Annotated in this window: 23 protein-coding genes, 1 tRNA gene and 2 pseudogenes; 16 read left to right on the top strand and 10 right to left on the bottom strand. The window is 42.3% G+C overall.

The window, feature by feature from the left end; translation table 11 throughout:
- Positions 1-7: 7 nt before the first annotated feature.
- Positions 8-84 (bottom strand) — tRNA-Ile (locus tag H0S56_RS05395).
- 797 nt (positions 85-881) lie between these two features.
- On the opposite strand from H0S56_RS05395, the gene H0S56_RS05390 reads away from it, so the two are divergent.
- From H0S56_RS05390 to H0S56_RS05380, 3 genes are all read left to right on the top strand, one after another.
- On the top strand, positions 882-1,436 hold the full coding sequence (locus H0S56_RS05390; protein ID WP_004278932.1) for a 1-acyl-sn-glycerol-3-phosphate acyltransferase: 555 nt from the start codon (positions 882-884) through the stop codon (positions 1,434-1,436).
- Positions 1,437-1,684: 248 nt separating this feature from the next.
- Positions 1,685-2,434, top strand: coding sequence for a YebC/PmpR family DNA-binding transcriptional regulator (locus tag H0S56_RS05385; RefSeq protein ID WP_004645516.1), 750 nt, complete (start codon positions 1,685-1,687; stop codon positions 2,432-2,434).
- 129 nt (positions 2,435-2,563) lie between these two features.
- A complete protein-coding gene (locus H0S56_RS05380; protein ID WP_195726034.1) occupies positions 2,564-3,715 on the top strand; it encodes an IS4-like element ISAbe18 family transposase in 1,152 nt (383 codons plus the stop codon).
- Between the two features lie 66 nt (positions 3,716-3,781).
- Here the strand turns inward: H0S56_RS05380 and H0S56_RS05375 are convergent, their stop codons facing one another.
- Positions 3,782-4,252 carry an Lrp/AsnC family transcriptional regulator gene (locus tag H0S56_RS05375; RefSeq protein WP_004645518.1) on the bottom strand — a complete coding sequence of 157 codons (471 nt, stop codon included), beginning with the start codon at positions 4,250-4,252 and terminating at the stop codon, positions 3,782-3,784.
- A 380-nt stretch (positions 4,253-4,632) separates the two neighbouring features.
- Here H0S56_RS05375 and H0S56_RS05370 point away from each other — a divergent pair.
- A pseudogene (locus tag H0S56_RS05370) lies at positions 4,633-6,256 on the top strand (beta strand repeat-containing protein).
- Between the two features lie 65 nt (positions 6,257-6,321).
- Here H0S56_RS05370 and H0S56_RS05365 read toward each other — a convergent pair.
- On the bottom strand, positions 6,322-7,086 hold the full coding sequence (locus tag H0S56_RS05365; protein ID WP_004645522.1) for a glutathione S-transferase family protein: 765 nt from the start codon (positions 7,084-7,086) through the stop codon (positions 6,322-6,324).
- Between the two features lie 294 nt (positions 7,087-7,380).
- Between H0S56_RS05365 and ychF the strand changes: the two genes are divergently transcribed.
- Together ychF and H0S56_RS05355 are read left to right on the top strand one after the other, a co-directional pair.
- Complete coding sequence (gene ychF / locus H0S56_RS05360; RefSeq protein WP_004645523.1) at positions 7,381-8,472, top strand: redox-regulated ATPase YchF; 1,092 nt, start codon at positions 7,381-7,383, stop codon at positions 8,470-8,472.
- A 212-nt stretch (positions 8,473-8,684) separates the two neighbouring features.
- A complete protein-coding gene (locus H0S56_RS05355) occupies positions 8,685-9,302 on the top strand; it encodes a superoxide dismutase (RefSeq protein WP_085064148.1) in 618 nt (205 codons plus the stop codon).
- 190 nt (positions 9,303-9,492) lie between these two features.
- On the opposite strand, the gene H0S56_RS05350 is transcribed toward H0S56_RS05355, so the two are convergent.
- Complete coding sequence (locus tag H0S56_RS05350) at positions 9,493-9,990, bottom strand: hypothetical protein (RefSeq protein ID WP_195725838.1); 498 nt, start codon at positions 9,988-9,990, stop codon at positions 9,493-9,495.
- 103 nt (positions 9,991-10,093) lie between these two features.
- On the opposite strand from H0S56_RS05350, the gene H0S56_RS05345 reads away from it, so the two are divergent.
- From H0S56_RS05345 to dapC, 6 genes are all read left to right on the top strand, one after another.
- Positions 10,094-10,846: an AzlC family ABC transporter permease gene (locus H0S56_RS05345; RefSeq protein WP_195725837.1), complete on the top strand. Its 753-nt coding sequence runs from the start codon at positions 10,094-10,096 to the stop codon at positions 10,844-10,846.
- Positions 10,843-11,190, top strand: a complete 348-nt coding sequence (ygaH, locus tag H0S56_RS05340; RefSeq protein ID WP_195725836.1) for an L-valine transporter subunit YgaH — start codon at positions 10,843-10,845, stop codon at positions 11,188-11,190. Before H0S56_RS05345 ends, ygaH begins: the two co-directional genes overlap by 4 nt.
- Positions 11,191-11,284: 94 nt before the next feature.
- On the top strand, positions 11,285-11,929 hold the full coding sequence (locus H0S56_RS05335) for a hypothetical protein (RefSeq protein ID WP_195725835.1): 645 nt from the start codon (positions 11,285-11,287) through the stop codon (positions 11,927-11,929).
- A gap of 115 nt (positions 11,930-12,044) precedes the next feature.
- Positions 12,045-13,259 carry a formate-dependent phosphoribosylglycinamide formyltransferase gene (purT, locus tag H0S56_RS05330; RefSeq protein ID WP_171066343.1) on the top strand — a complete coding sequence of 405 codons (1,215 nt, stop codon included), beginning with the start codon at positions 12,045-12,047 and terminating at the stop codon, positions 13,257-13,259.
- A 26-nt stretch (positions 13,260-13,285) separates the two neighbouring features.
- Positions 13,286-15,958, top strand: coding sequence for a [protein-PII] uridylyltransferase (glnD, locus tag H0S56_RS05325; RefSeq protein WP_195725834.1), 2,673 nt, complete (start codon positions 13,286-13,288; stop codon positions 15,956-15,958).
- 17 nt (positions 15,959-15,975) lie between these two features.
- Positions 15,976-17,145, top strand: coding sequence for a succinyldiaminopimelate transaminase (gene dapC / locus H0S56_RS05320; protein WP_195725833.1), 1,170 nt, complete (start codon positions 15,976-15,978; stop codon positions 17,143-17,145).
- Positions 17,146-17,246: 101 nt separating this feature from the next.
- Here the strand turns inward: dapC and H0S56_RS05315 are convergent, their stop codons facing one another.
- Positions 17,247-17,723, bottom strand: coding sequence for a glutathione peroxidase (locus H0S56_RS05315; protein WP_114541885.1), 477 nt, complete (start codon positions 17,721-17,723; stop codon positions 17,247-17,249).
- The gene (gene msrB, locus H0S56_RS05310; RefSeq protein ID WP_004645533.1) at positions 17,720-18,139 is read right to left on the bottom strand and encodes a peptide-methionine (R)-S-oxide reductase MsrB; all 420 of its coding nucleotides are present in this window, start codon (positions 18,137-18,139) and stop codon (positions 17,720-17,722) included. The genes H0S56_RS05315 and msrB overlap by 4 nt, the downstream gene beginning before the upstream one ends.
- A 228-nt stretch (positions 18,140-18,367) precedes the next feature.
- Here msrB and H0S56_RS05305 point away from each other — a divergent pair, with 228 nt between their 5' ends.
- Positions 18,368-19,798 (top strand): pyridoxal phosphate-dependent aminotransferase, encoded by a 1,431-nt coding sequence (locus H0S56_RS05305; protein ID WP_004278948.1) that lies wholly within the window; start codon positions 18,368-18,370, stop codon positions 19,796-19,798.
- 212 nt (positions 19,799-20,010) lie between these two features.
- A complete protein-coding gene (locus tag H0S56_RS05300; protein WP_195725832.1) occupies positions 20,011-21,222 on the top strand; it encodes a YbfB/YjiJ family MFS transporter in 1,212 nt (403 codons plus the stop codon).
- Here the strand turns inward: H0S56_RS05300 and H0S56_RS05295 are convergent.
- From H0S56_RS05295 to icd, 3 genes are all read right to left on the bottom strand, one after another.
- Entirely contained in the window at positions 21,201-21,758 is a 558-nt protein-coding gene (locus H0S56_RS05295; protein ID WP_004278950.1) for a M23 family metallopeptidase, read from the bottom strand. The genes H0S56_RS05300 and H0S56_RS05295 overlap by 22 nt on opposite strands.
- A 143-nt stretch (positions 21,759-21,901) precedes the next feature.
- A complete protein-coding gene (locus H0S56_RS14420) occupies positions 21,902-22,033 on the bottom strand; it encodes a hypothetical protein (RefSeq protein ID WP_004645538.1) in 132 nt (43 codons plus the stop codon).
- Positions 22,034-22,333: 300 nt separating this feature from the next.
- Positions 22,334-23,590 (bottom strand): NADP-dependent isocitrate dehydrogenase, encoded by a 1,257-nt coding sequence (icd, locus tag H0S56_RS05290; RefSeq protein ID WP_195725831.1) that lies wholly within the window; start codon positions 23,588-23,590, stop codon positions 22,334-22,336.
- A 194-nt stretch (positions 23,591-23,784) separates the two neighbouring features.
- Between icd and H0S56_RS05285 the strand changes: the two genes are divergently transcribed.
- Positions 23,785-24,573, top strand: coding sequence for an rRNA large subunit pseudouridine synthase E (locus H0S56_RS05285; protein WP_004731551.1), 789 nt, complete (start codon positions 23,785-23,787; stop codon positions 24,571-24,573).
- Between the two features lie 117 nt (positions 24,574-24,690).
- A complete protein-coding gene (uraH, locus tag H0S56_RS05280; RefSeq protein WP_195725830.1) occupies positions 24,691-25,086 on the top strand; it encodes a hydroxyisourate hydrolase in 396 nt (131 codons plus the stop codon).
- On the opposite strand, the pseudogene H0S56_RS14530 reads toward uraH, so the two are convergent.
- A pseudogene (locus tag H0S56_RS14530) lies at positions 25,083-25,836 on the bottom strand (hypothetical protein). The gene uraH and the pseudogene H0S56_RS14530 overlap by 4 nt on opposite strands.
- Positions 25,837-25,930: the final 94 nt, after the last annotated feature.

Here is a 25,930-nt window from a genome sequence, read left to right as displayed (position 1 = left end):
TTTTATATGGTGGGCCCACACAGACTTGAACTGTGGACCAACGGATTATGAGTCCGCTGCTCTAACCAACTGAGCTATAGGCCCTATATGCTGAAAACTTTATTTATCAATAAGTTCAGGCGTCATGAATACTAGCTAAGATTTTTTGGAAAGACAAGTGCTTTTATAACTGCTTGAACATTTAGGCAGCAATCATGGGCGACTTGTCTTAGTCAAAATTCAGTTACTTAAGACTTCAGTATAGGAGGCATATAGAAAAATGAGATACATGCTGCATCATTTAAGATAAATGAGCCTGTATCTTGAATTTAATCCGGTCTACTAAGCGTAAAACTGATAGATTTAAGGTCTTAGTATATCTATAAGGTATCAAAATTCTTTATTACTCAGGCAGCAATGTTAAAGGAATAGCCTAGAACTAAAGAAGATAGAATGACTAGAATTCAGACTTCATTTCTTCGTCTTTATGTAAATCCTGCTTAATTTCGATCAAAGACCATACAATTATAAGCGCAAAAATCAATAGGGAGACTACGAAGGCTGTCATGTACGTCATACTTTTCAATCTCAGAGTAGAAAGAATAAGAAAATAGAAAAGACCTGTATCAGTCTTCTTCTTCGACAAAAGTCTAATAACTAAAGTGTGCTCTGGATAGTCATTTTTTCATCATTTTAAGACTTTTTTGTATATACTGATATTTTTAAGATCATAATATTATTTTATTTATATATTTTAACTCTTAATCTTGCAGCTTAAAAAGATGAATGAATTATAGATTTTTACATTATTTACTGATTTTATTTAAAAGCCTATTGACTGTATAGACGAACAAGATGAAATTATGCAGTTCTCTACATACAGCTTTTACTTCTCCGTACTTATGCTAAATAAATTCCTTGGCGAATCTGCATTTAAACTTGCAGGTTGGCAATATCACGTCGAACCCGATGTGCTTGAAGATAAACAGGTCATTATTGGATTTGAACATACCTCAATGATGGATGCAGTACTGTCAATTGCTTTGTTCCAGATTTACGACCTCAAGGTTCATACCTTGATCAAAAAAGAATTATTTAAAGGACCGTTCAAACCGCTATTGAATGCTGTGGGCGGTATTCCGGTTGACCGCAAGGCCAGTAAAGATATCGTGACCCAGATGGTGGAACATTTTCAGAACAATGAAAAGTTCAATCTGGTCATTGCTCCCGAAGCGACACGTGCTAAACAAGGTGAAGCACGCAAACCGATCCGTACCGGTTTCTGGCATATTGCCAAGGCTGCCAATGTACCGATCGTGTTGTTATATGCCAACTCCAAAACCAAGCAAGGTGGCATTCTGGGCAAGATCTATCCGACAGACCTTGCGCATGACCTGGCTTTGATCAAACAACTGTATAAAGACAAGGTTGGTCTGGATATCGTTATTCCAGAATAAGCTTTTAAAAAAGAAAAGCACGGACATAATCAGCGATTTTGCTTTTTATATCCAAGTCATCTGCCTATATCAATGTATAAATAGAATTATAAATCTCCCTATCCTCTTTCTATTTTTCCTCGATATTGCACTTTTTTTGTTTTTATCCTGAAATCTCAAATCCAGGCACTTTTTTTTAAAAAAACGCTTATGGTAGAATTTCGGCATTCTGATAGGCATACAGCCAATCTACAAGGAGCATAGTTCGCATGGCGGGTCATTCCAAGTGGGCCAATATTAAGCATCGCAAAGCAAAACAAGATGCGAGTCGTGGTAAAGTTTTTACCAAATACATTCGTGAATTAACCACTGCTGCAAAGCTTGGTGGTCCAGATACTGCAAGCAACCCTCGTCTACGTGCTGTGGTTGAAAAAGCATTATCAGTGAATATGACACGTGACGTGATCAACCGTGCCATTCAACGTGGTGCTGGTGGCGAAGATAACGACGACCTGAAAGAAGTGACCTACGAAGGTTATGGTGTAGGTGGTGTTGCGGTTATTGTTGAAACCATGACTGACAACTTGAACCGTACTGTGCCTGACGTACGTCATTGCTTCTCTAAAACTGATGGTAACTTAGGCACCAATGGTTCGGTGGCATTCCTGTTCACGAAACGTGGTGAGATCACTTTTGAAGATGTGTCTTTGGAAGATCAAATCATGGAAGTGGCATTAGAAGCAGGTGCTGAAGACATCGAAGTCACTGAAGATGATATCTTGGTCATTACCACACCTGAAGCCTTCGGTGAAGTTCAAGATGCTTTAACTGCTGCAGGTTTAAAATCTGACAATGCTGAAGTAGTGATGAGTCCTTCAACCAAAGCAGAAATCACAGACATCGATCAAGCGAAAAAAATCATGAAAATGATTGATATGCTTGAAGATCTGGATGATGTACAAAATGTTTATACCAACGTTGAATTCTCAGACGCAGTTTTAGCAGAACTTGATGCTTAAATATGTCTGATTCAAAAAACGCACCTTAGGGTCACTGCTGTCCCATAGTTTGCTTTAAATAAAAAAACCTGAGTCCTAACAGTTAAAATATGAGTGCAAACAAACACTTTAACGACCAGGATTCAGGTTTTGTCACATCAGAATACCGTATTTCATGAGCTAATTAAACCTGTTGTGCGACAGGATTTTGAACAACTTGCTAAAGTACACCATGTTGGACAGAAATTTAGAGCGGCTTCCCGGTGGGATCAGTTTATTGCCATATTGATGTCTCAATTCTCTTGTAGGCAAAGTCTGAGAGATATTCAATCCAATTTGGAGTGCCAACAGGAAAAGCTAAGTCATCTCGGAGCAAAGTCTATTCCCCGAAGCACGCTGGCACGAATCAATGAGCAGCAGCCTGCTGCCTTGTATCAACAGCTATTTTACAAGTTGCTTAAATACTATGAACACTCGAAAGTAGCTCATAAATTTCGCTTTAAGAATCCCTTGTATTCCTTGGATGCCAGTCATATTGACCTGTCGCTTTCCTTATGTGAATGGGCCAAAGTTCACGACTCAAAAGCCAGCATGAAACTCAGCATAGGATTGAATCACAGCAATGATATTCCTGAGTTTGTTGCAGTTGAAAATGGCAAAGAAAATGACATGGTACAAGGCCGCAAATTCCAGTTTCCTGCTGGCAGCATTGTAGTTTTTGATAAAGGCTATGTCGATTACCAATGGTATGCAAATCTGACTGCTCAAAACATTGGATTTGTCACACGTTTTAGGCCTAAATCTGTGTATCAGGTGATCCGGCAACATCCAGTGCTTGAATCCAAAGGTATTCTAAAAGATGAAACCATTCAGCTGAATAGCGCACATGCCCTAAAAAGAAAAGCCCCAGTGTTAAGAAGAATTGAATATAGAGATCAGCAAAGTGGCAAGCACTTTAGCTTTCTCAGCAATAACTTTCATTTAGCCGCCTCCACCATTGCGGCGATTTATAAAGATCGTTGGAAAGTTGAGCTGTTCTTTAAGGCGATTAAGCAGAATCTCAAATTAAAAGCGTTTCTAGGCCGCAGCAGGAACGCAATTCAGACACAAATCTGGATTGCGATGATCGCCTATTTATTGGTGAGTTTCGCTCAACATTTAGGGAAAACAGGTTGGACAGTTCAACGTTTACTCAGAATAATTCAAGTGAATTTGTTTGAAAGAAGAACTTTAAAAGCTTTATTTTCACCCGATAAAATACCCATAAAACAAGAGGAAGCTCAAATGAGCTTCCTCTTGTGAAAAATTGTGGGACAGCAATGACCTTAGGGTGCGTTTTTTTATGGCTGTCCACCAACCTAGCTTTGATTAAACTTTATTGAGTAATCCGCTACAGTTAAAGACATTATATTCTTTAATCACAAAGCTGGAATGCAGTGCCACCACATGCTCAATTTTTCCAATCCGCTTAAGCAGGATTTCACTATAATTTTCCATATCTCTTGCCACGACTTCAACAATAAAGTCTGCCGACTGACCGGTGACCAAAAAGGCATTAATTACTTCGGGAATACTTTCCAGTTCTTCCAGAAATTTGGCAAAAGTATCGCTATCATGTTTGCTTAAGGATACCTGCAACAGCACATGCAGACTGAAACCTAATTTTTGGTAATTGATTTCACGTTTTAAGCCACTGATGATATTATGATCGATTAAGTGTTTGATCCTACGATGCACCGAACTGACAGATAAATTCACCCGCTCGGACAGTTCATTCAGATTGACATCTTCATGGGTCAATATTTCTAGAATATGTTTATCGAAACGATCCAGTTCCATTTTTATACTCTTATATCAATAATCAATAGATGCAGAAAATTTTGCGCCATCTCTGTTATACAATATTTATTTATTTTTCACAAAATTTTCATATTCTGAAATTTTTTCCCAAATGGGATTTCATTTTATAAATACGGTTTTCAGGAGGGTTTAAATGACCGTTAATCGCATAAATTAAAAATATGAACAATGGTATTTTTGATTAAATCTTTATTTTTAAATTATTTAAATTGGGTAAACATGGCAACAGATAGGCTATTCCTGTCAGCCCCTACACGACTTAACCGCCCATCTTTTACAAGTGTATAGAAATAGATTAAAACAAAGGCGCTTTAAAAACAAAAATAGCGCATTTCAAAAATATTACACAAGGAACGGTCATGGCTTCTAAACTTTTAAGCTTGATAAAAACAAAAGTGAGTCCTGTTTTAACCGTCGAAACCCAAACGAAGAGCTTATTGGGCGGCTTATTCGGTGGAACGACATCAGGCACCCTCACCAATCTTATTGGCAATCTCACCGGATCCAATACTCAACCTTCAGTCAGTTCATTATTAAATAATCTCCTTTCTGGAAGCAGCCTGAGTACGACAAATCTCAGCAATTTATTAACTCAGTTTTCTGGTTCGAATGCCTCAAATTTAAATATTCAAAGCCTGATCAGTAGCTTAACTCAATCCAATGGCGGTAGCTTTAATATTACCCAGGTCACCAACTTATTAAAGAGCTTAATGGGGGAGCAATAGCAGCAGCCTGGATCTTGGGGCTATTTCTAAACTGGTGGGCGGCTTATTGAGCGGCAGTACAGGCAATATTGATATTGGTAAAATTTCTCAACTGGTCGGTGGCTTGATCGGCGGTTCAAGCAATATTGATATCGGTGCGATCGCGGGTCTGGTCGGCAAGCTGATTGGCGGTAATGGTGATATCGATATTGCGCAAATTGCTCAACTGGTTGGTGGCTTAATCGGTGGTTCAAGCAATATTGATATCGGTGCGATCGCAGGTCTGGTCGGCAACCTGATCGGCGGTAATGGCGATATCGATATCGCACAAATCGCTCAGCTCGTTGGTGGTCTGATTGGTGGGTCTGGCGGTTTAAGTGACGTAGACATTGGTGCCATCGCAGGTCTGGTCAGCAACCTGATTGGTGGTAATGGCGAGATTGATATCGCACAAATTGCTGAATTGGTCGGTGGTTCTGGCGGTTTAGGTGATATAGATATTGGAGCAATTGCAGGTCTGGTGGGTGGCTTAATCGGTGGCAATGGCGAGATTGATATTGCGCAAATCGCTCAACTGGTTAGTGGCCTGATCGGCGGTTCTGGCGGATTGGGCGGTGTAGATATTGGTGCCATCGCAGGTCTGGTCGGCAACCTGATTGGCGGTAATGGTGAAATTGATATCGCACAAATTGCTGAATTGGTCGGTAGTCTGATCGGTGGTTCTGACGGTTTAGGTGATATAGATATTGGAGCAATTGCAGGTCTGGTGGGTGGCTTAATCGGTGGCAATGCAGGCGGTGATTTTGATCTTGGTGCTATTACCGATTTAATTAGCGGCTTTGTAGGCGGAAATGCAACAGGTGGTTTTGATGTCGGTGGCTTCACTGACTTACTGAGCGGTCTGATTGCGAATGGTTCAAATGGCATAGATTTAGGTGGATTATTAGGCAATCTCAATCTCGGTAGCGATCTGGATCTGGGTGGTATGATCGAAGGTATTTCCTCTGCTTCAAACGGCTTTGACTTAGGCAGTATTGCCGAAGGTGTTGGTCAGTTGGTTGGTAGTGGCTCTTCGATTGAATTGCCTGACCTCGGTGATCTTGTCCAAGGTGTGGGTACGACTGATTCCAATATTGATCTGTCTGCTATCCTGCCGGGCATTAAAGATACAATTCAGAATATCAGCAGTGGCGGTTCTTCATCCGGATTTGATTTTGGTTCACTCCTCAATAATTTTACTAAAAATATTGATATCGATCAGACTAATCCTTGGGGTTAATCATAATCTCATCAAAAAAACGCGCTTCATGCGCGTTTTTTTAATTCTTGGATTGGCATTTAAACTTATACACCACGCCAGTCTACCCGGGCATTACGTTCGGTTCGGTAAATACGGCAAATATATTCACCCAGTGGAAGCTCATTCAAATACTGCTGATAGTCGCGATATTCTTCGGACAAGGTTTCGAAATTTTCTTTTTCCCATGGCGTACCTGGAATCGCCAGAAGCGGTGCCAACATGGAACAGACTGCAATATCCGCCAGACCTAAACGATTTCCGACAAAATAATGCCCACCTTGGCTGACCAGCATCTGATTGAGCTGCTGTACCGCAACATCGATGTGTTGTTTAGATTCCGCCACGGTTTCCTCATTCAATGCATAACCCTTGGCCACCATCGCTTTCAATAAAGGTTTAGAAAATTTTTCAAACTGGCGCAGATAGCCCTGCTCACCAATTAAAATATCCAGAGATTCATGATCAGAAGTCAGTGCTTGAGAGAGCATCCAGCGACGAACATGACGACCCAATTCCAAAGTAATTTCATTAATTTCTAAAGCTTTATTTCGAAAATACCCTTCTGCGTGCAGTAAACGATGTTCTGGATAAGTATCATCCAAATACAGAGCAATCTGGGTGGAATCTGCGATCCATCGATCCTGATCACGCAAAATAGGCAGACGATTCTGTCCTGTTTTCAGGCGGGCAAAAGCGCGGTGTACCCCGGGTATCAGATTGTGAGCAACATAATACAGCTCTTTATGGTCCAGCATCCAACGTGCTTTTTCGCAAAAGTGAGATAAAGGAAACTGGTATAAAGTTCGCATGTATGCTCCATGTTTATCGTTATTGGATCAGGGCGTGTAGGCCGCTGTTTTATTCAGATACTTTAGTCACTCACTTTTAGAAAAACAATGTGATTTTTATTCAAAAGTAAAATACTGGCTGATTATTCCTCTATGGTTGGTGGACTCACTACACATCCCGGAAAGCTCAGCGAGTCATTTTAAGTCGCCAGAAGCATTTGATTGCAATAAACCACAAGCACATGACCTGACTTTAGTCATGCTTTCATGTAAAATCGGGGGCAATTTTTATATAACGCTTTTGTGAGTTATTTCATGGGTTTTAATTGCGGTATTGTCGGCTTGCCGAACGTTGGTAAATCTACACTTTTCAATGCCTTAACCAAAGCTGCTATTGCTGCAGAAAACTTCCCTTTCTGTACGATCGAACCAAACACCGGGATTGTACCTGTTCCTGATCCACGTTTAGACAAATTGACTGCAATTGTTAAACCGCAACGTGTTATTCCGACTTCTATGGAATTTGTAGACATCGCAGGTCTGGTAGCGGGTGCTTCTAAGGGCGAAGGCTTGGGTAACCAGTTCCTGGCCAACATTCGTGAAACTGATGCAATTGCTCACGTTGTGCGTTGTTTTGAAGATGAAAACGTCATTCATGTGAATGGTCGTATTGATCCACTGGATGACATCGCTACGATTAATACCGAACTTGCGCTCGCAGACTTAGATGCTGTAGCCAAAGCAATTACGCGTTTGACTAAATCTGCTAAAGGTGGTGACAAAGAAGCGCTAGCCACTAAAGCTGTTCTGGAAAAAATCCAGCCTTTACTGGATGAAGGTAAACCGGCTCGCGCAGCAGACCTAGATGATGACGAACGCAAGCTGGTACGTGGCTTTGGTTTAATGACGCTTAAACCAACGATGTATATTGCCAACGTTGCTGAAGACGGTTTTGAAAACAACCCGCATTTAGATGCAGTGAGAAAATTGGCTGCTGAAGAAAATGCGATTGTAGTTCCACTGTGCAACCAGATTGAAGCTGAAATTTCATTGCTTGAAGATGAAGACCGTGCTGAATTCCTTGAAGCAATGGGCATGGAAGAACCTGGCTTAAACGTGGTGATTCGCGCGGGTTATTCACTGCTTGGCCTACAAACTTACTTCACCGCGGGTGTACAAGAAGTTCGTGCCTGGACCGTAAAAGTTGGCGCAACTGCACCACAGGCAGCAGGCGTGATTCATACCGACTTTGAAAAAGGCTTTATCCGTGCAGAATGTATCGCTTATGATGATTTCGTGCAGTACAACGGCGAAGCCGGTGCGAAAGAAGCAGGCAAATGGCGTCTAGAAGGTAAAACTTACATCGTTCAGGATGGCGATGTTTTACACTTCCGTTTTAACGTTTAAGTCGTTGCTGTTTGAAAAAGCCCCCTTCTTGGGGGCTTTTTTTATTACTTTTAAAAAGAGGATTCATACGTATAACAACCTTTCTGAAAGCGCATAAGATCAACACATATTAACAATAATGATAACTATTCTCATATATAAATATTAAATTAGGGCGTATCTTAAATCTAATGAAAAATAACCTAACTCCATTCTCTCAAGGAATCCTGCCAATGAGCTACACCTTGCCTGCACTACCTTATGCTTATGATGCGCTAGAGCCTCATATCGATAGCAAGACTATGGAAATTCATCATAGCAAGCATCATCAAACCTATATCAATAATATCAATGCAGGAATAGCGGGCACAGAATGGGAAGATTTATCGGTCGAAGCCTTAATTAGCAAATTCAATGAAGTGCCCGAGCAACTCAGACAGAACGTGATCAACAATGCTGGTGGACATGCCAATCATTCCCTGTTCTGGACAGTGATGAGTCCAGACTGCGGTGGTCATCCCGAAGCTGAAATTGCCAAGGCAATCGAACATGAATTAGGAGGATTCGAGGCATTTAAAGAAGCGTTTACCCAAGCAGCGCTTAGCCGTTTTGGTAGTGGGTGGGCCTGGTTAAGTATGGTGCCAGATCAAACGCTTATTGTGGAAAGCAGTGCCAATCAGGATTCTCCGCTGATGCATGGCAATATTCCCCTTTTAGGTCTGGATGTCTGGGAACATGCTTATTATTTACAATATCAAAACCGTCGTCCGGAATACATCTCGGCTTTTTTCAATGTTGTGAACTGGAAAGAAGTAAATCGTCGTTATTTGGAAGCATTAAACACGCTTTAAATCTTTGAGGAGATCGACCATGTCTACACGTACAATGATTCAACGCATGATTGGCAGCACACTCCTGATCTGCGGTGTAATGGTACTTTTATTAGAACATATGTGGATGCCCTATTTTTAAAGCTTATTTTGCTAAAAAAGCCAGTCATTCAGACTGGCTTTTTATAAGTACATTTAAATGGGCAAAGGTTTATTGCATATTGGCAATTGCAGTACCTTTTTGCTTAGGATCGGTATTTCCGAGTGCAGGATGGGCAATGGCATTCTGACATTGCAGTTTATCCCGCTCATAATCCGCCTGTTTTTGTTGCAGGCTGTTGCCATTTTCCATGGTCGTCCGCGCCCAGATTTCCAGACTGGTCAAGGCTTTACGACACAGGGCATATTTCCCTTCAGTAACCGAATCGGTCATTTTGACATTAATGCGCCAATCTGTACTCAATTTACGGGTCGGTTGACGCACTTGTGTTTCCAGCTGATCCAATTCTTTATTATAGACCAGTGGATCCACTTCATTGATCAGTTGCCATGCGGCATTGGCATAAGTCGTCGCATCATTAGTCAGTTTAGGTGCCGGTTTAATTTCTGGCTTATCAGTCGATTGACTGTCATTCCCACACGCTTGTAACAATATTGCCGTGCTTATTAAAGCAGCAGTCAGCATCGCACGTGTCTTGAACATCCACATATCAGGCTCGCCAATTTAAACATTTCGGCACTATGCTATTAAATTCACGTAGAATACACAATCTTCATTTGACCCATCGTTCAACTCTCCTTCAAGGTGTGTCGTGTCTGAACCGAATCAACTCGCTACGCAACCTGCTGGCTTCTGGCAAGGTGCAAAAGATAGTCAAGCGATTATCTTCACTTATTTACCAGTGTCGTTTGCTTTTGGTGTTTCAGCCACCCAGTTTGGCTTTACCGCCTGGGAAGCACTGTTCCTGTCCTGCTCGATGTATGCAGGTGCCAGCCAGTTCCTGGTGGTCGCTCTCTTAGGCAGTGGTACATCCATCTGGATGACGGCATTAACCGTGATTGCCTTGGACATTCGCCATCTGCTCTATGGCCCTGCATTACAAAATCTGATTCAAGACCGGCTGAATTTAAAGAAAACGGCAATCTGGTCTTGGGGTCTGACCGATGAAGTCTTTGCCTCCGGTATGATCAAGCTCTCGCAACGGCGACAGGAATGGTCAGAATCCTGGATGCTGGGTTTAAGTCTGTTTAGCTGGATGTCGTGGGCACTCGGATCTTTCCTCGGTGGCTTATTTGCCGATCAGGTCAGTAACTTGCCACAGTTCTTGCAGGCAGCACTGGATTTCTTGTTACCTGCGCTGTTCCTGAGCTTCTTGTTAGCCGCTTTTGAGAAAAAACATACTTTTGTTGTAGCTGTCACGATTCTGGTTTCTGCTGTGGCCTGTTATTTTATCGACCTGTCCGCCGCGATCTTTATCGGTATCAGTTCTGGTATTTTCGCCGGCTTGTTTAAGCACTATATTTTGAAGCAGCCATATCCTGAACACGCAGGAGATCAAGCATGAATCTAGAGATTATTCTGGTCGGGATTTTAGTCGGGATTGCCAATTTCGCCTCGCGCTTTGGTCCTTTTTTTGTCATTCAGAAATTTCAGCAAGGTTCGCAAAAACGCGGAGCATTATGGCTAAAAATTGCCTTGGGTTCAATTGGCATTGCTGCGATCAGCTCTATGCTGGTGGTCGCCACCCTGCCACCTTTATTAGAAACACCGAATAAAAGTTTTGCGATGCTGATTGGCTTTATTGTGCTCATGGCTTTGTACTTTAAGTTTAAACGGATTGTGATGGCGACACTGACCGCAGCACTGACCTATGGCCTGGTTTACACCTATGTTCCGGTACCCTTTTAAGCTTTAACTCGTTGATCAATTGAAACAAAGACTTATGCTAAACTCATAGTATAGGTCTTTTTTTATATAACAATAAAAACAAGGAAGGATGCGCATGTTTGAAGTCAAACAGGTGATTGAAGGCAAAATCTTTATTCATCATCGGCGCGATGAAATGTTAACCGTATTCCATCGACATGAAGTGCCGGCACAATATTTTGAATGTTTTATCAATGCTCAGAATTTTACCGGACATTTTGTTGAAGTACATGTGCAGCCGGCGGATCAAGTTCGTGTGGTTTATATTAAAAAGAATAGCACCCATCAAATTATTGCTATGCTTAATCAGAGCCAATACGTGCTGCATCTTCATCCTTTGACATTGATTTTGGGTAAATGGAGCTTCAGACATCGTGTCCTGCCGAATACTCTAAAAATTTTTGCTGGTTTATTTGCGCTCCTTTTTATTCTTTTTTCAGCTACCGCCTTTTCAGCAGATCAGTTCCAGCTCACCACCATCTTGCGAGACTGCATTCAATTCACAGTTTTTGGACTACTGTTATTTTTGCTGTGCTTTGTACTGCCTTTTGTATTGCCCTATGCGTATTTCCTGCATGTTCGTACATTACGTCTGTTAAAGATGCTAAATATCAATACTGAACAAGTTGCACAAATAGAAAAGCTCAAGTCTCAAAGCGAGATTTATCTTCTGCAAACGCAGTCTGACAGCGATGTGAAAATGACAGCGCCTCCTTATTAAAATCTAGAAAAACTTTATAAATAAAACTGTTGGTCAATATCACAATTTTGTATGAATCTTGGCTTAACTGTCGGCTCAGTTCTGCTATGCTAAAAGTCCATAAAATCAAGCATGGATGATCCACATGAGCGTGACTATTGGTACTCCCCTTCAATCTTCTGCCTATAAAGTTCTATTATTGGGTTCTGGTGAACTGGGCAAGGAAGTGGTGATTTCACTACAACGCCTTGGAGTCGAAGTTCATGCTGCTGACCGTTATGATCATGCCCCTGCCATGCAGGTTGCGCATTATTCCTATACCTTGAATATGGCAGATGCTGTAGAACTCAAACAACTCATCAATCAAATCCAGCCACATTTAATTGTTCCTGAAATTGAAGCGATTGCGACCGAAGTTCTGCTTGAAATAGAAGCCCAGAACATTGCTACAGTCATTCCTTCTGCTAAAGCCGTCAATCTGACCATGAACCGTGAAGGTATTCGTCGTCTGGCTGCGGAAGAACTCGGTCTGCCAACTTCAGCTTACCGTTTTGCCGACAGTTTAGAATCCTTCCGCGCGGCCTGTGACGATGTCGGCTATCCAAACTTTGTGAAACCGGTGATGTCATCTTCAGGCAAAGGTCAGTCTCGTGTTACCCGTTTTGATGAAGTCGATGCTGCCTGGGAATATGCGCAAACCGGTGGCCGGGTCAATCAGGGTACTGTGATTGTAGAATCACAAATTGACTTTGATTTTGAAATTACCTTATTGACTGTTCGTGCAAAAAATCCAGAAACCGGCGAAATCGAAACGTCTTATTGCGACCCGATCGGACATCGTCAGGACTCAGGTGATTATGTGGAAAGCTGGCAGCCTCAACCGATGACTCCAGCCGCGCTGGAAGAATCCAAGCGCATTGCCAACAAGGTCACTACAGCACTTGGTGGCTGCGGAATCTTTGGAGTGGAACTCTTTGTAAAAGGCGAAAAAGTATGGTTTAGTGAGGTTTCCCCACGTCCACACGATACTGGACTGGTGACTTTAGCCTCCCAATTTCAAAGTGAATTTGAGCTGCATGCACGTGCTATTTTAGGCTTGCCGGTGAATACTGCACGACATAGTGTGGCTGCCAGTGCGGTAATTTATGCTGGGGTAGATGATCGCAATCTTTCCTTTTCTGGCCTGAATCTTGCTTTAGCAGACGGCAATACCGATTTGCGCCTGTTTGGCAAACCTGAAGGTTTTAAACGTCGTCGTATGGGCGTTGCCACAGCACGTGCGGAAAACATTGAACAGGCACGTGAACTGGCCCTCCAGGTCGCCAACCAAGTTAGCGTCAACCAAAACTAAGCTGAAATACCAACGGACGACTGTACATGATCAACACCCATCCACTGCTGAATTACGCTAAAAGCAACCATGACATTAAAGCCATCAATCAATGGCGCAGTGATGTCGAAAATCAGCTTCAGGAAAGTTTTGAAAATGGACAGTCGATTCGGGATATTATTCTGGCGCGTTCCAATCTAATTGATGAAGCATTACAGTTTCTCTGGCAACATGCCGAACTGGATCAAACTGATTTGGCCCTGTTTGCAGTCGGAGGCTATGGCCGTCGTGAAATGCTGCCTTATTCTGATGTTGACATCATGATCTTGTCGGAAGACGAGATTAACCCGGAACAGGAACAGCTGATTTCTACATTTATTTCATCGCTTTGGGATGTCGGGAATTTCAAACCCGGTATCAGTGTCCGCACCATCAATGAATGTGTCAATCAGGCCAGTAGTGATCTGACTGTCGCTACCACCCTGATTGAAGCCCGCCTGATTATTGGTAATGAGAACCTGTGCAAATGGCCACGTCGCATTGTGTCACGTACCTGGACCGATAAAACCTTTTTTGATGCCAAGATGGATGAGCAGCACAAGCGTTATGCTCAGCACAACAATACTGAAAGCAATCTGGAACCAGATATTAAAAATGCGCCGGGTGGCATCCGTGACATCAACCAGATTGGCTGGATCGCCAAACGGCATTTCCGCGTCAATCGCATTTATGATCTGGTGCATCTCGGTTTTATTTCAGAATTTGAACTCGGTGTGCTTGAGGAAGCAGAGAGTTTCCTCTGGGAAATCCGTCATCATTTGCACCGCCTGACCAAGCGCGATGAAAACCGCTTATTGTTCGATTATCAGCGCGATATAGCCGCCAAATTCGGCTATGTACGTGAAGAGGCGCATCATCCGAACTATCCAATTGAACAGTTCATGAAGCGCTATTATCGCAGTGCACAGCAGGTGTCGACGCTAAACGAAATGCTGCTGGCCTATTTTAATGAATCGGTCATTACGCCACGTTTACCGCAATATGAACGCCAAATTGAAGAAATTAATGAAAATTTCAAACTGGTCGACGGCAAACTGGCCGTGCAGCATCACAAGATTTTTTCGGAAAATCCAAGTGCAATTCTGGAAATTTTCTATCTGCTGGCCAATCGTCCCGAGATCGAAGGCATTCGTGCGCGTACCTTACGCCTGCTGACCTTGGCTGGAAAACGCATTGATCAGGATTTCCGTGATAATCCGGTGCATCAGGCACTGTTTATGGCGATTATCCGTTCACCGCATCGACTCTATGACACCATGGTCGCGATGAAGCGGTATGGTGTGCTTGGAAATTACATTCCGGCCTTTGGACAAATTCTGGGACTGATGCAATATGACCTGTTCCATATCTATACGGTCGATGCGCATACCTTATTACTATTGCGCAACTTAAACCGCTTTAAAGAACCTGAATTTGCCAAAGAATTTCCGGTGGTCAGTTCAGTGTTCCAGCGTTTGACCCGTCGTGACATCGTTTATCTGGCGGCAATTTTCCATGATATTGCCAAAGGCCGTGGCGGTGATCACAGTGAACTCGGCGCCAGCGATGCGATTAAATTCTGCCGGAGCCATGGCTTTACTGAACGCGAAAGCAACCTGGTGGCCTGGCTGATCCAGAATCATCTGGTAATGTCTGTCACTGCCCAGAAAAAAGATATTTCTGATCCGGATGTGGTCAAAGAATTCGCCGAAAAAATGGGTGATATGGAGCATCTGGATTATTTATACACTCTGACGGTAGCCGATATTAATGCCACCAATCCGAAGCTGTGGAATACCTGGCGCGCTTCGCTGATGCGTCAACTATATACTCAAGCACGTGACGTGATCCGTTCCGGTCTGGGCCGTCCGGTTGATTATCAGATGCTGATTGAAGATACCAAATTTGCAGCCAGTGAACTTCTGGTTCAGGACTTCTCACTGGATGAAGTAGAAAAAGTCTGGCAGGAACTTGGTGATGACTATTTCCTCAAAGAGACAGCAGATGAAATCGCCTGGCATACCCGTGCCATTTTACAGCACGGCGACAATCCTGCCCCACTGGTGCTGATGCGGGCACACCGTAAATATGCGCAGGATGCGGTACAGATCTTTATTTATACGCAGGATCAACCCAACCTGTTTGCCACCACGGTAGCTATTCTGGATCGTATGAATCTGGATGTACAAGATGCTCGAATTATTACAGCGACTAAAGCCTTCAGTCTGGACACCTACGTGGTACTCGACCGTTTTGGTACCTTATTGACCGATCCGGAACGCGAAGCCACAGTCATTGAAGCCCTAAAAGATGCCTTAAGTCATTCAGATGAATATCCGGGCCTGATGCAGCGCCGGATTCCACGTCAATTACGTCATTTCGATATTGAAAATACAGTCGATATCAGTATCAATCCTGCCTTGAATCAGAATATGGTTGAAATTGCCACTCTCGATCATCCCGGTTTACTTGCCAAAATCGGTGGTTTATTTATGATGCAAGGGCTGGATATACACTCTGCCAAAATTGCCACACTTGGCGAACGTGCCGAAGATATATTCTTTGTCACCAAAAAAGATGGCAACCCTATGACACCTGGAGAATCTGCCGAATTTGCAGCTGCACTTAAAACTGCGCTGGATGAAGCCTCTCATCAGGTTTGTAGTCAACACTCACATTAAAACGCGGTTACTTATTCATGAACTCTAGCTTGTCTCTACTGCATCCTTATCCGTTTGAAAAGTTAAATCAGCTTTTTGCGGATATCCAGCCTGCAAATATGCCTTTAATTCCCCTGTCGATTGGTGAACCGAAGCATCCTGCACCGGAGTTTGTGAAACAAGCGATTATCGATAACTTCAAACATTTGTCGACATATCCAAACAGTAAAGGCCTGCTGGAGCTACGTGAAAGTATTGCCCAATGGCTGACGCGCCGTTTTAAGCTAAATAGCATCAGTGCAGACAGCAATATCCTGCCTGTTTCTGGTACACGTGAAGCGATTTTCTCGTTTGTACAGGCTTTGGTGAATCGTGAAGATGCACCTTATGTAGTAATGCCGAATCCGTTTTATCAGATTTATGAAGGTGCAACGCTGCTCGCAGGTGCCAAACCTTATTTCATCAACTGTACTGAGGAAAATAACTACCTTGGTGATTTTGATGCGGTTCCGGCAGAAGTCTGGGAAAAAACGGCATTGCTATTTGTCTGCACCCCGGGCAATCCAACAGGTGCAGTGCTATCCAAAGAACAGTTCAAAAAACTGATTGCCCTGTCGGATCAATACAACTTTGTGATTGCTTCAGACGAATGCTATTCGGAACTGTGGTTTGACCAAGCACCCGTAGGTTTACTGGAAGTTTGTGCTGAAATTGGCCGGGATGACTATAAAAACTGTGTGGTGTTCCATTCACTGTCTAAGCGCTCTAACCTTCCGGGCATGCGTTCAGGTTTTGTTGCCGGTGATGCCAGCCTGTTAAAACCTTATTTGCAGTACCGTACTTACCACGGCGCAGCGATGCCGGTTCAGCACCAGTTAGCTTCAATTGCTGCCTGGGATGATGAAGCACATGTGGAAGAAAACCGGGTGCAATACCGTGCCAAGTTTGATTTATTCCAGAAAGAACTCGGTCATCTGCTGCCACTCAAAAAACCGGATGCAGGTTTCTATTACTGGTTAAAAGTCGACAATGATGAAGCCTTTGCCAAACATTTGATGGAAGAAGCACATATTAAAGTTCTTCCGGGTCGTTATTTATCCCGCGATACCGAACAAGGTAATCCGGGTGAAAATCATGTACGTCTGGCACTCGTAGCCGATCTGGCGCAATGTGAAGAGGTTATTCGACGCCTGAAAACCATCCTCTAAGTTTTAATCATGACTAAAAACCCACTTTAGATAAGTGGGTTTTTTAATTAACATTAGATGAGCTCTATTTTTATCACATACTGAGAAAATAATGCTGATTCTTACAACACTTTGGCAATTTCATCTTCAATATCTTCAGGCTTGGTGGTCGGAGCAAAACGGTTCAATACCTTGCCATCACGCCCGATCAGGAATTTGGTAAAATTCCATTTAATTCCATTGCCTAAAATACCTTTGGAATTGTTAGTCAAATAGCGAAAAATGGCGTGCGCTTCAGGGCCTTTGACATCCACCTTGGAAAACATCGGGAAAGATACCCCGTAATTCTTCTGGCAAAATTCACCAATCTGTTCATTGGAACCTGGATCTTGACCACCAAACTGATTGCATGGAAATCCCAAAATTTCCAGACCTTGATCTTTATATTTTTCGTAAAGTTTTTCTAATCCTGAAAATTGTGGGGTAAAACCACACTTACTCGCTGTATTGACGATCAAAAGTACCTTGCCTTCGTAATCTGCAAGTGGCTTGCTTTTGCCATCTAACAATTCAGCTTCAAACTGATAAATGTTAGTCATGGATAGGTTTCCTCATCATTTTTTTCTTGTGTTTCTAAGTCCAAAGAAGCCGAGTTGACACAATAACGCAAACCGGTCGGTTCTGGGCCATCCGGGAAAACATGCCCTAAGTGTGCGTCACAATGATGACAAACAATCTCAGTTCTGACCATTCCGTGTGAAGTATCAGGTAATTCTTCTACCACCGAACTGCTGACAGGACGGTAGAAACTTGGCCAGCCACAGCCGCTGTCATACTTGGTCTCAGAAGAGAACAGTGGCGTGCCGCAGCAACGACATACATAAGTGCCATCTTGCTTGGTATTCCAGTATTTTCCAGTAAATGCCGGCTCGGTTCCCTTCTCGCGCGTAATGCGAAACTCCTCAGGTGATAACTCTCTTTGCCATTCCCGGTCTGATTTATTGAGTTTTCCCATGATCACATACCTTTTTATCTTGCTATTTAAAATAGGATAATCCTATATTTACGTGATTCATTTTAAAAATTCTAGTCTTTATTCAACATTTTACAAAAGACATATAATGTTCAAAAAAGCAAAAAGAAAGCAAATATAAAAATAAAAGTAAGCAATTTTTACATTAAATGTTTTTTAGTGAGCAAATTTAATGGTATTCTTAGCTCTAAATTTGCTCAGGATTAAAAAATGTCGCAAAAAAAGAGCGTAATTTTTAAAAATCTGCTGCCTGTGATCAAACAATATCAGCAGCTTGGATTTACGCATGAAAAAATTGTTGCACTACTTCGAGATGAACATGATCTCGATCTAGTCACAACTGAGACATTTAAAAGTTATTTATATCGTTATGCAAAAGTGACCTCCACTCCTTCCGAGAACATCAAAATGCCGAACACTTTCCAAACCCCTCGCGAGATCAAGAAATCATCTAAGCTCGAGCATGTATGCTACGACATTCGCGGACCTGTGTTACGAGCGGCCATCGAGATGGAAGAAGCCGGTCACAAAATTATCAAATTAAATATTGGCAATCCTGCCCCATTCGGTTTTGAAGCGCCGCAGGAAATTATCAACGATGTGGCTTTAAACCTGCCGAATGCGATTGGCTACACGGATTCCAAAGGGATTTTCCCGGCGCGTAAGGCGATCTGTCAGTATTATCAGCAAAAAGGCATTCTAGATATGCACGTCAATGACGTCTATATCGGTAATGGTGTGTCTGAACTGATCGTGATGGCCATGCAGGGTCTGCTGGATGATGGCGATGAAATGCTGATTCCAATGCCAGATTATCCACTCTGGACGGCGGCAGTGAATCTATCTGGCGGTACAGCGATTCACTATAAATGTGATGAAGAAAATCACTGGTATCCAGATATTGCTGATATGGAAAGCAAAATCACGCCGAATACGCGTGGTATTGTGATTATCAACCCGAATAACCCGACCGGTTCGGTTTACCCACGTCATGTGTTGCAACAAATCGTCGACTTGGCGAAGAAATATGACCTGATTTTATTTGCTGACGAAATCTACGACAAAATTATTTACGATGGGATTGAGCATGTTGCTGTAGCAGCTCTGGCTGGCGATCAGCTCTGTGTTTCGTTTAACGGTTTATCTAAAGCCTATCGTATTGCTGGTTTCCGTTCCGGCTGGATGGCCATTACCGGCAATAAAGCACGTGCAGCAGACTATATCGAAGGTCTGGATATGCTGGCATCGATGCGTCTGTGTGCCAACCATCAGGCACAATATGCAATTCAGACTGCACTGGGCGGTTATCAGTCAATTAACGACCTGATTCGTCCGGGTGGGCGTTTATATGAACAGCGCAATATTGCCTGGGAAATGCTGAACGAGATTCCAGGTGTGTCTTGTGTCAAACCTGAAGGCGCAATGTATTGCTTCCCGAAACTGGATCCGAATGTGTATCCAATTCAGGACGATGAAAAACTGATGCTGGATTTGTTACGTGCAGAGAAAGTACTTCTGGTTCAAGGGACAGGCTTTAACTGGCCGACACCGGATCATTTCCGTGTAGTATTCCTGCCGGCTGAAAATGAACTGCGTGAAGCCATTACCCGTGTTGGCCGTTTCCTGGCCAAGATGCGTTAATTCTTGAAATAGACAATATAAAAAACCGCGTTGATACGCGGTTTTTTATTTCTCTGAAAAAATTCAGGCTTTTGACTGATGAAATCTTAAAAATCATACCGGTTTCTTTGAGCAAATTTCTGCACTCAATGGTTTCTTCTCAGGCAATTTCCCCTCAATCATGAAGATTCATGTTATTTTTTGACCAAATATAAAATTCTATGAGTGCACGGATGTCCTCAAACACAATCAAGCTCAGCCTTTTTCTTTGTCTTAGTATGTGCTTGGGCATTGGCATTCTTCGTTTTTCTTATACTGCACTGTTACCTGGCACACGAGAAGCCTTTGGCTGGAGTACAGATTTTGCCAGCCTCTTGAGCAGTGCCAATTTGCTGGGTTATTTAATCGGTGCATTTACGGCCATGCGTCTGCCTCAAGACCGCAGCATGAGTACCTATATTCAAATTTCAGCCTTTGCCGGTATGCTCAGCCTGATGTGCTGTGCATTTTCTGGTTTTTCTGAAGTATGGTATATCGCTTGGCGGATTATTTCCGGCATCAGCGGTGGACTGATAATGATCTTATCGCCGAGTGTGGTTGCACAGTGCTGTGAACTTCAAGACCGTCTTAAAATCAACTTTATTGGTTTTAGCGGAATTGGACTAGGCGTTTTAATTGCGACCCTGTTTCTGCCTTATCTGGATCAAATTTCCATACAGACGGCCTGGCTAATCTTATGTGGTTTTGCTTTGCTTATCTGTATCGTTTTAAGTTTACTGATTCAGAAATTTAAGCCATATTTGTCGGCACAAGCTCCTGCGGTTACCTCTCATCTATCTCTGAATAGCGTCTTTTATAGTTTACTTACAGTTTATGCTTGTAGTGCTTTCGCTTATATACCGCATTCACTCTTCTGGATTGATTATTTAAGCCAGCAGTTGGGATTGAGCTTGTTCTGGATTAATTTCAACTGGATTCTGTATGGACTAGGTAGTGCTTTAGGCGCCTTGAGTGCTTATGCACTGGCCAGAAAATGGGGTAATTTTGTTGCCCTGAAAATTCTTTATAGTCTTTATATTGTGGCTATTTTTATTGCAACCCTAGATGCCAGCCCATTGCTTACTTTTAGCTCTTCCTTTTTTACCGGGATGCTAAATCCGGCTGTGGTGTTCCTGACCTCCTATACCATTTTGCAACTGTATGGACTGGCTTATAAAAAGCTCTGGAGTATTGCCACCTTGTGTTTTGCCTCGATTCAGCTAATCGGTGGGCTCAGTTTTAGTGCGCTGCAATATTTTGGATTGAGCTATCATCAACAGTTCATACTGGCCACATTTGTTCTTTTATTAGGAACGTTACAATTGTTCTGGTACACACGTCCTGTCAGACTCAAATCTGAACAACAAACTCTGCCAATTTCTGCTCATGGAGAAGGGACTAAATAAGGATAAGGATTGGTTGCTCCTTGCCCACCTAAATAAATCCCATAATGTAAATGCGGCGGGGTATTTTTGGCATTACCTGTATTCCCCACATAAGCGATGACTTCACCTGCCTCAACCCAGTCGCCTTCCTGAATATGTTCTGCATAGTCATCCAGATGTGCATAATAATGTTGGCTCATATTTGGACCGGTCACCCAGATGATTTTTCCACCCAGATTGTTGGTGCCAATCCTACGCACAATACCTGGGGTCGCGCTAAATACTGGCGTACCGCGTTTGGCAAAAATATCCGTACCTTCGTGTTTACGACCGTCACTACGCGCTGCTCCCCAAGTATCATTAATCTGACCAACTCTGACGCCTTCAACCGGAATCTGTAGCGGAGCTTCTAACTGGGCTCTCTGTAATTGCCAATACAGATAAGGGCTTTTCCAACCTGCTGCTTCACCTGAAGGCGGTGGCTGACAGGCAGTTAGTAGAAAACCTATAGATAACAGTAAGCTTATAATCCGAAGAAATTTCACCAATATTCGCATTAAATTAAATAGATGACTTTTATCTTAATCACAACCGCCTAATTTAAAGTCACAATCCTGTTATTTTTAGTGATGATTTTATACAAGCGTTCAAATAACAAAACCCTCAAATGAGGGTTTTGTTATTTTAGGTGGATAGGAGATTATCTACGTTTTTTAGCACGAGATGGTTTCGATGGTTGTTGCTGTTGTTGCTGTTGCTGCTCTTCATTCTGAGCATTGTCCTGCTTGTCTTTTTGTTGGACCTGCTTATGTCTCGCTTTAGCTTTAGCCATGATTTACTCCTTTGGAGAAACATCTCTATATCACTGGAAGTTCCATTCATCACTGTAACGTTTATACAAAATAAGCCAATCGCTGAGCTGTATCCAAATACGTCAATGTAATACAGTGTTTACTAAGTTATTCAGCTTAGAACGAATCATTTCTAGGCTCATTACACTTCTTACATGATCTTGCAGCCTGATACTTATTTTAACGTTTAACCTTAAACCGTTCAGCCTTTGCTTCCCAATAAAGTGATAAAAAACCCGCCGTAATTGCGGGTTTTTTTATTCATAAATTGCATCGCAATTTCAGGCATCCATATTGGCAATAATCGCTTCACCAAACTCGGAACAACGCAGCAAGGTCGCCCCTGGCATTAAGCGCTCAAAATCGTAGGTCACCGTTTTTGCCGCAATCGCACCCGAAATCCCCTTGATGATCAGGTCGGCAGCTTCTATCCAGCCCATATCACGCAGCATCATTTCTGCTGACAGAATAATCGAACCCGGATTTACTTTATCTTGTCCAGCATATTTAGGCGCTGTACCGTGGGTTGCTTCATAAACTGCAATCGAACCGCCGATATTGGCACCCGGTGCAATCCCGATCCCGCCGACTTCCGCAGCTAGCGCATCAGAAATATAGTCACCATTTAAGTTGAGTGTCGCAATCACAGAATAATCCGCCGGGCGCATCAGGATTTGCTGCAAGAAGGCATCTGCAATAACATCTTTAATAATAATGTCTTTGCCTGTTCTTGGATTTTTGATTTTAACCCACGGACCACCATCTAAAAGCTCACCGCCGAAACGTTCCAATGCGACCTCATAGCCCCACTCTTTAAATGCTCCTTCGGTGTATTTCATGATATTGCCTTTGTGCACCAAGGTCACACTCGGCTTGTCATTTTCAATGGCGAACTGAATCGCTTTACGCACCAGACGCTGGCTACCTTCTTTGGAGACAGGTTTGATCCCGATCCCACAATTGTCTTCAAAGCGGATGTTGGTTACACCCATTTCTTCTTTCAAAAACTTGATAACCTTTTTCGCTTCCTGAGAATCTGCTTTCCATTCAATACCGGCATAAATATCTTCTGAATTCTCACGGAAGATCACCATATCGGTTAGTTCCGGATTATGCACCGGTGAAGGCACCCCTTCAAACCAGCGTACCGGACGTACACAGACATATAAATCCAGTTCCTGACGTAAGGCTACATTCAGGGAACGAATACCGCCACCAACTGGTGTGGTCAGTGGACCTTTGATTGATATTACATAATCACGCAGCGCTTCCAAGGTTTCTTCAGGCATGTAGGTGCCGTAAATTTTCTCAGCTTTTTCACCGCAGTAGACTTCCATCCATTCGATGGAACGCTTTCCAGCGTATGCTTTTTGCACAGCAGCATCTACCACAGTTCGCATTGTTGGTGTAATATCTGCACCAATTCCATCCCCTTCGATAAATGGGATAATTGGATTATTTGGTACGTTGAGTGACAGGTCTGCATTAACGGTAATTTTGGTACCATCCACAGGTACTACGATTTTTTGATATCCCATTATTAGTATTCTCCCGGATGCCGCTGACAAATCTAAAATAATTGCCGATTAGGCAATACTTTCAACTGTTCTTAACGCATAATATTCTAATCCAGATTTGTTATTTTTGAGATTTATACGGGAAATAACTCAATTTCCCTTTTAAATAAACCTCTACATTTTTTAAATTAATGTAATTATAGAAGTTATTTCCTATGAAAATCGTCATTCTAAACAAACCTTATGACGTCCTCTCCCAATTCCGTGCGGATGAAAAGCACCCAACCATGGCTGATTTTGTCAACGACAAAGATTTACGTCTTGCGGGTCGTTTGGACATGGACTCAGAAGGTCTGGTTTTCCTCACCGATCACGGTGGTCTCAACCAATATATCACCAATCCTGCCAATAAAAAGTTTAAAACTTATATGGTGCAAGTGGAAGGTGATGTGACCGAAGAAGCACTTGAACAGCTTCGTAAAGGCGTTGAACTGAAAGATGGCATGACGCTTCCTGCACGTGCTGAAAAAGTGTCTGAACCGGAATGGTTGTGGGAGCGTAATCCTCCTGTACGTTTCCGTGCCTCTGTTCCGACGTCTTGGGTTGAGATTTCAATCTGTGAAGGTCGTAACCGTCAGGTTCGTCGTATGACATCTGCTGTCGGCTTCCCTACACTGCGTTTGATCCGTACCAAAATTGGTGAGATTGATTTGGTTCGTATGGGATTGCAACCGGGTGAAACCAGAGAAATTGAACCATTACTTTATCCAGACTTCCAGAATGTTCCTGCGGAAGAACCATACCGTTCACGCTCTTATGTGAAAAAGCCGGGTGGTACGGGTGGTAAGCCAATGGTTCGCAAGAACAAAGATGGTTCTGTGAAAAAGTCTGGCACCAAACGTATCTGGCAAATGGATGAAAGTGAAAAGCCGCGTCGTAAGACCAATGGCACAACTCGTCCAAATACCAAAGCACCACGTGGTCGCGGCCGCGGTCGTGGCTAAGTTTGAATAGATTCAATCAAGCTCACTTCGGTGGGCTTTTTTTATTACATAACTTAAATATTTTTTATTTTTCAATCTATTAGAATTAATTAAAGTATTCATTTTAATGTGAGTCTCATGAAAAAAATAATTTTCGCTTTAGCTGCGACGTCCCTCTCAACTTTTAGCTTTGCCAATCCGCTGAGTGTGCATGTACTTAATCAAGAAACTAGCCTACCCTCTGCTAATGTCACGGTCACCCTAGAAGCTCAACAAGGTGAGAAATGGGTCAAGCTCAATGAAACCAAGACAGACAGTAATGGTCGTATTAAAGAATTTTATCCTAAAGACACCGCGTTACAAAAAGGCGTTTATAAAGTAACGTTTAAAAGGAGTGATTGGTTTAAGACCAATAATCAACGGATGTTCTTCCCTGAAGTACCGGTGGTTTTTGTGATTGATGGTGCTTTAGAGCACTACCATATTCCACTACTGTTAAGTTCTTATGGGTATTCGACGTATCGGGGGAATTAAACTTTTATCGACTCTTGAGATATTTGAAATCCTACACGAGGATTTTTTCTAGGTGTAGTGATGGTGAATTTGACTTTAAAATCATATAAATTCCCATATTTATCTTCGTAGCCTATTTTACCCTTTATCATTAATACCTTTTCTGCAAATAACTTTGTATATTGTTCTTTGAGCAAATTAATTTGAACTCTCTGTTCTTCATTTTTACTAAGACTTATTAAAAGTGATTCATATCTTTTAAAATCCTCATCAAAAAAATATATATTTTTAGCTTCTTCACCATAATTTTTTAAATTTAAATAAATACAAACAATATAAATATCAAAAACATCAATAATATTTCCATCATTATCACAATCTTCGTACCTATCTTCGTGTTCAAAAAAAGTAGTTCTACTTAAATTTAACTGAGGTCGCACTGCTTTTCTTGCTGATTTTAGCTGTTGTTCTTGTAAAGAAACTAAATTCGTCTGGTTGTTTAACACTTTCCCGCATCTCATCAATCTGAAGTTGTAATGCTTTTTCCTGTTGCTCTAATGCTTTTGTATTTTGCTCTAGCTGCTTACCTTGCTGCACATAGCCTAAAATCAGCCATAAGAAAGCGATAGGTGCAACTATACCTGCAAGAAAATCCCCTAATTCATTTAAAGATGTTGGATTTTTCAAATCACCAAAAAACCAAAATAGAAAAATTACAGCTAGCCATACAACTGTAATTCTAATCCCCCAATTTAAACTATTTTGATTCATCTTCTAATAATAAAAAAGCCATTCCTAAATATGGGTTTTACCTGCTTTTTCTTATGTGTGCAAACAAGATTTCTAACTCTTCCATCTTGTCATT

It is taken from the genome of Acinetobacter lwoffii (genome assembly GCF_015602705.1).
In the GTDB taxonomy this organism is placed as follows: domain Bacteria; phylum Pseudomonadota; class Gammaproteobacteria; order Pseudomonadales; family Moraxellaceae; genus Acinetobacter; species Acinetobacter lwoffii_E.
The sequence above is the reverse complement of the archived record's forward strand: the minus strand, read 5'-3'. Positions and strand labels throughout refer to the sequence as shown.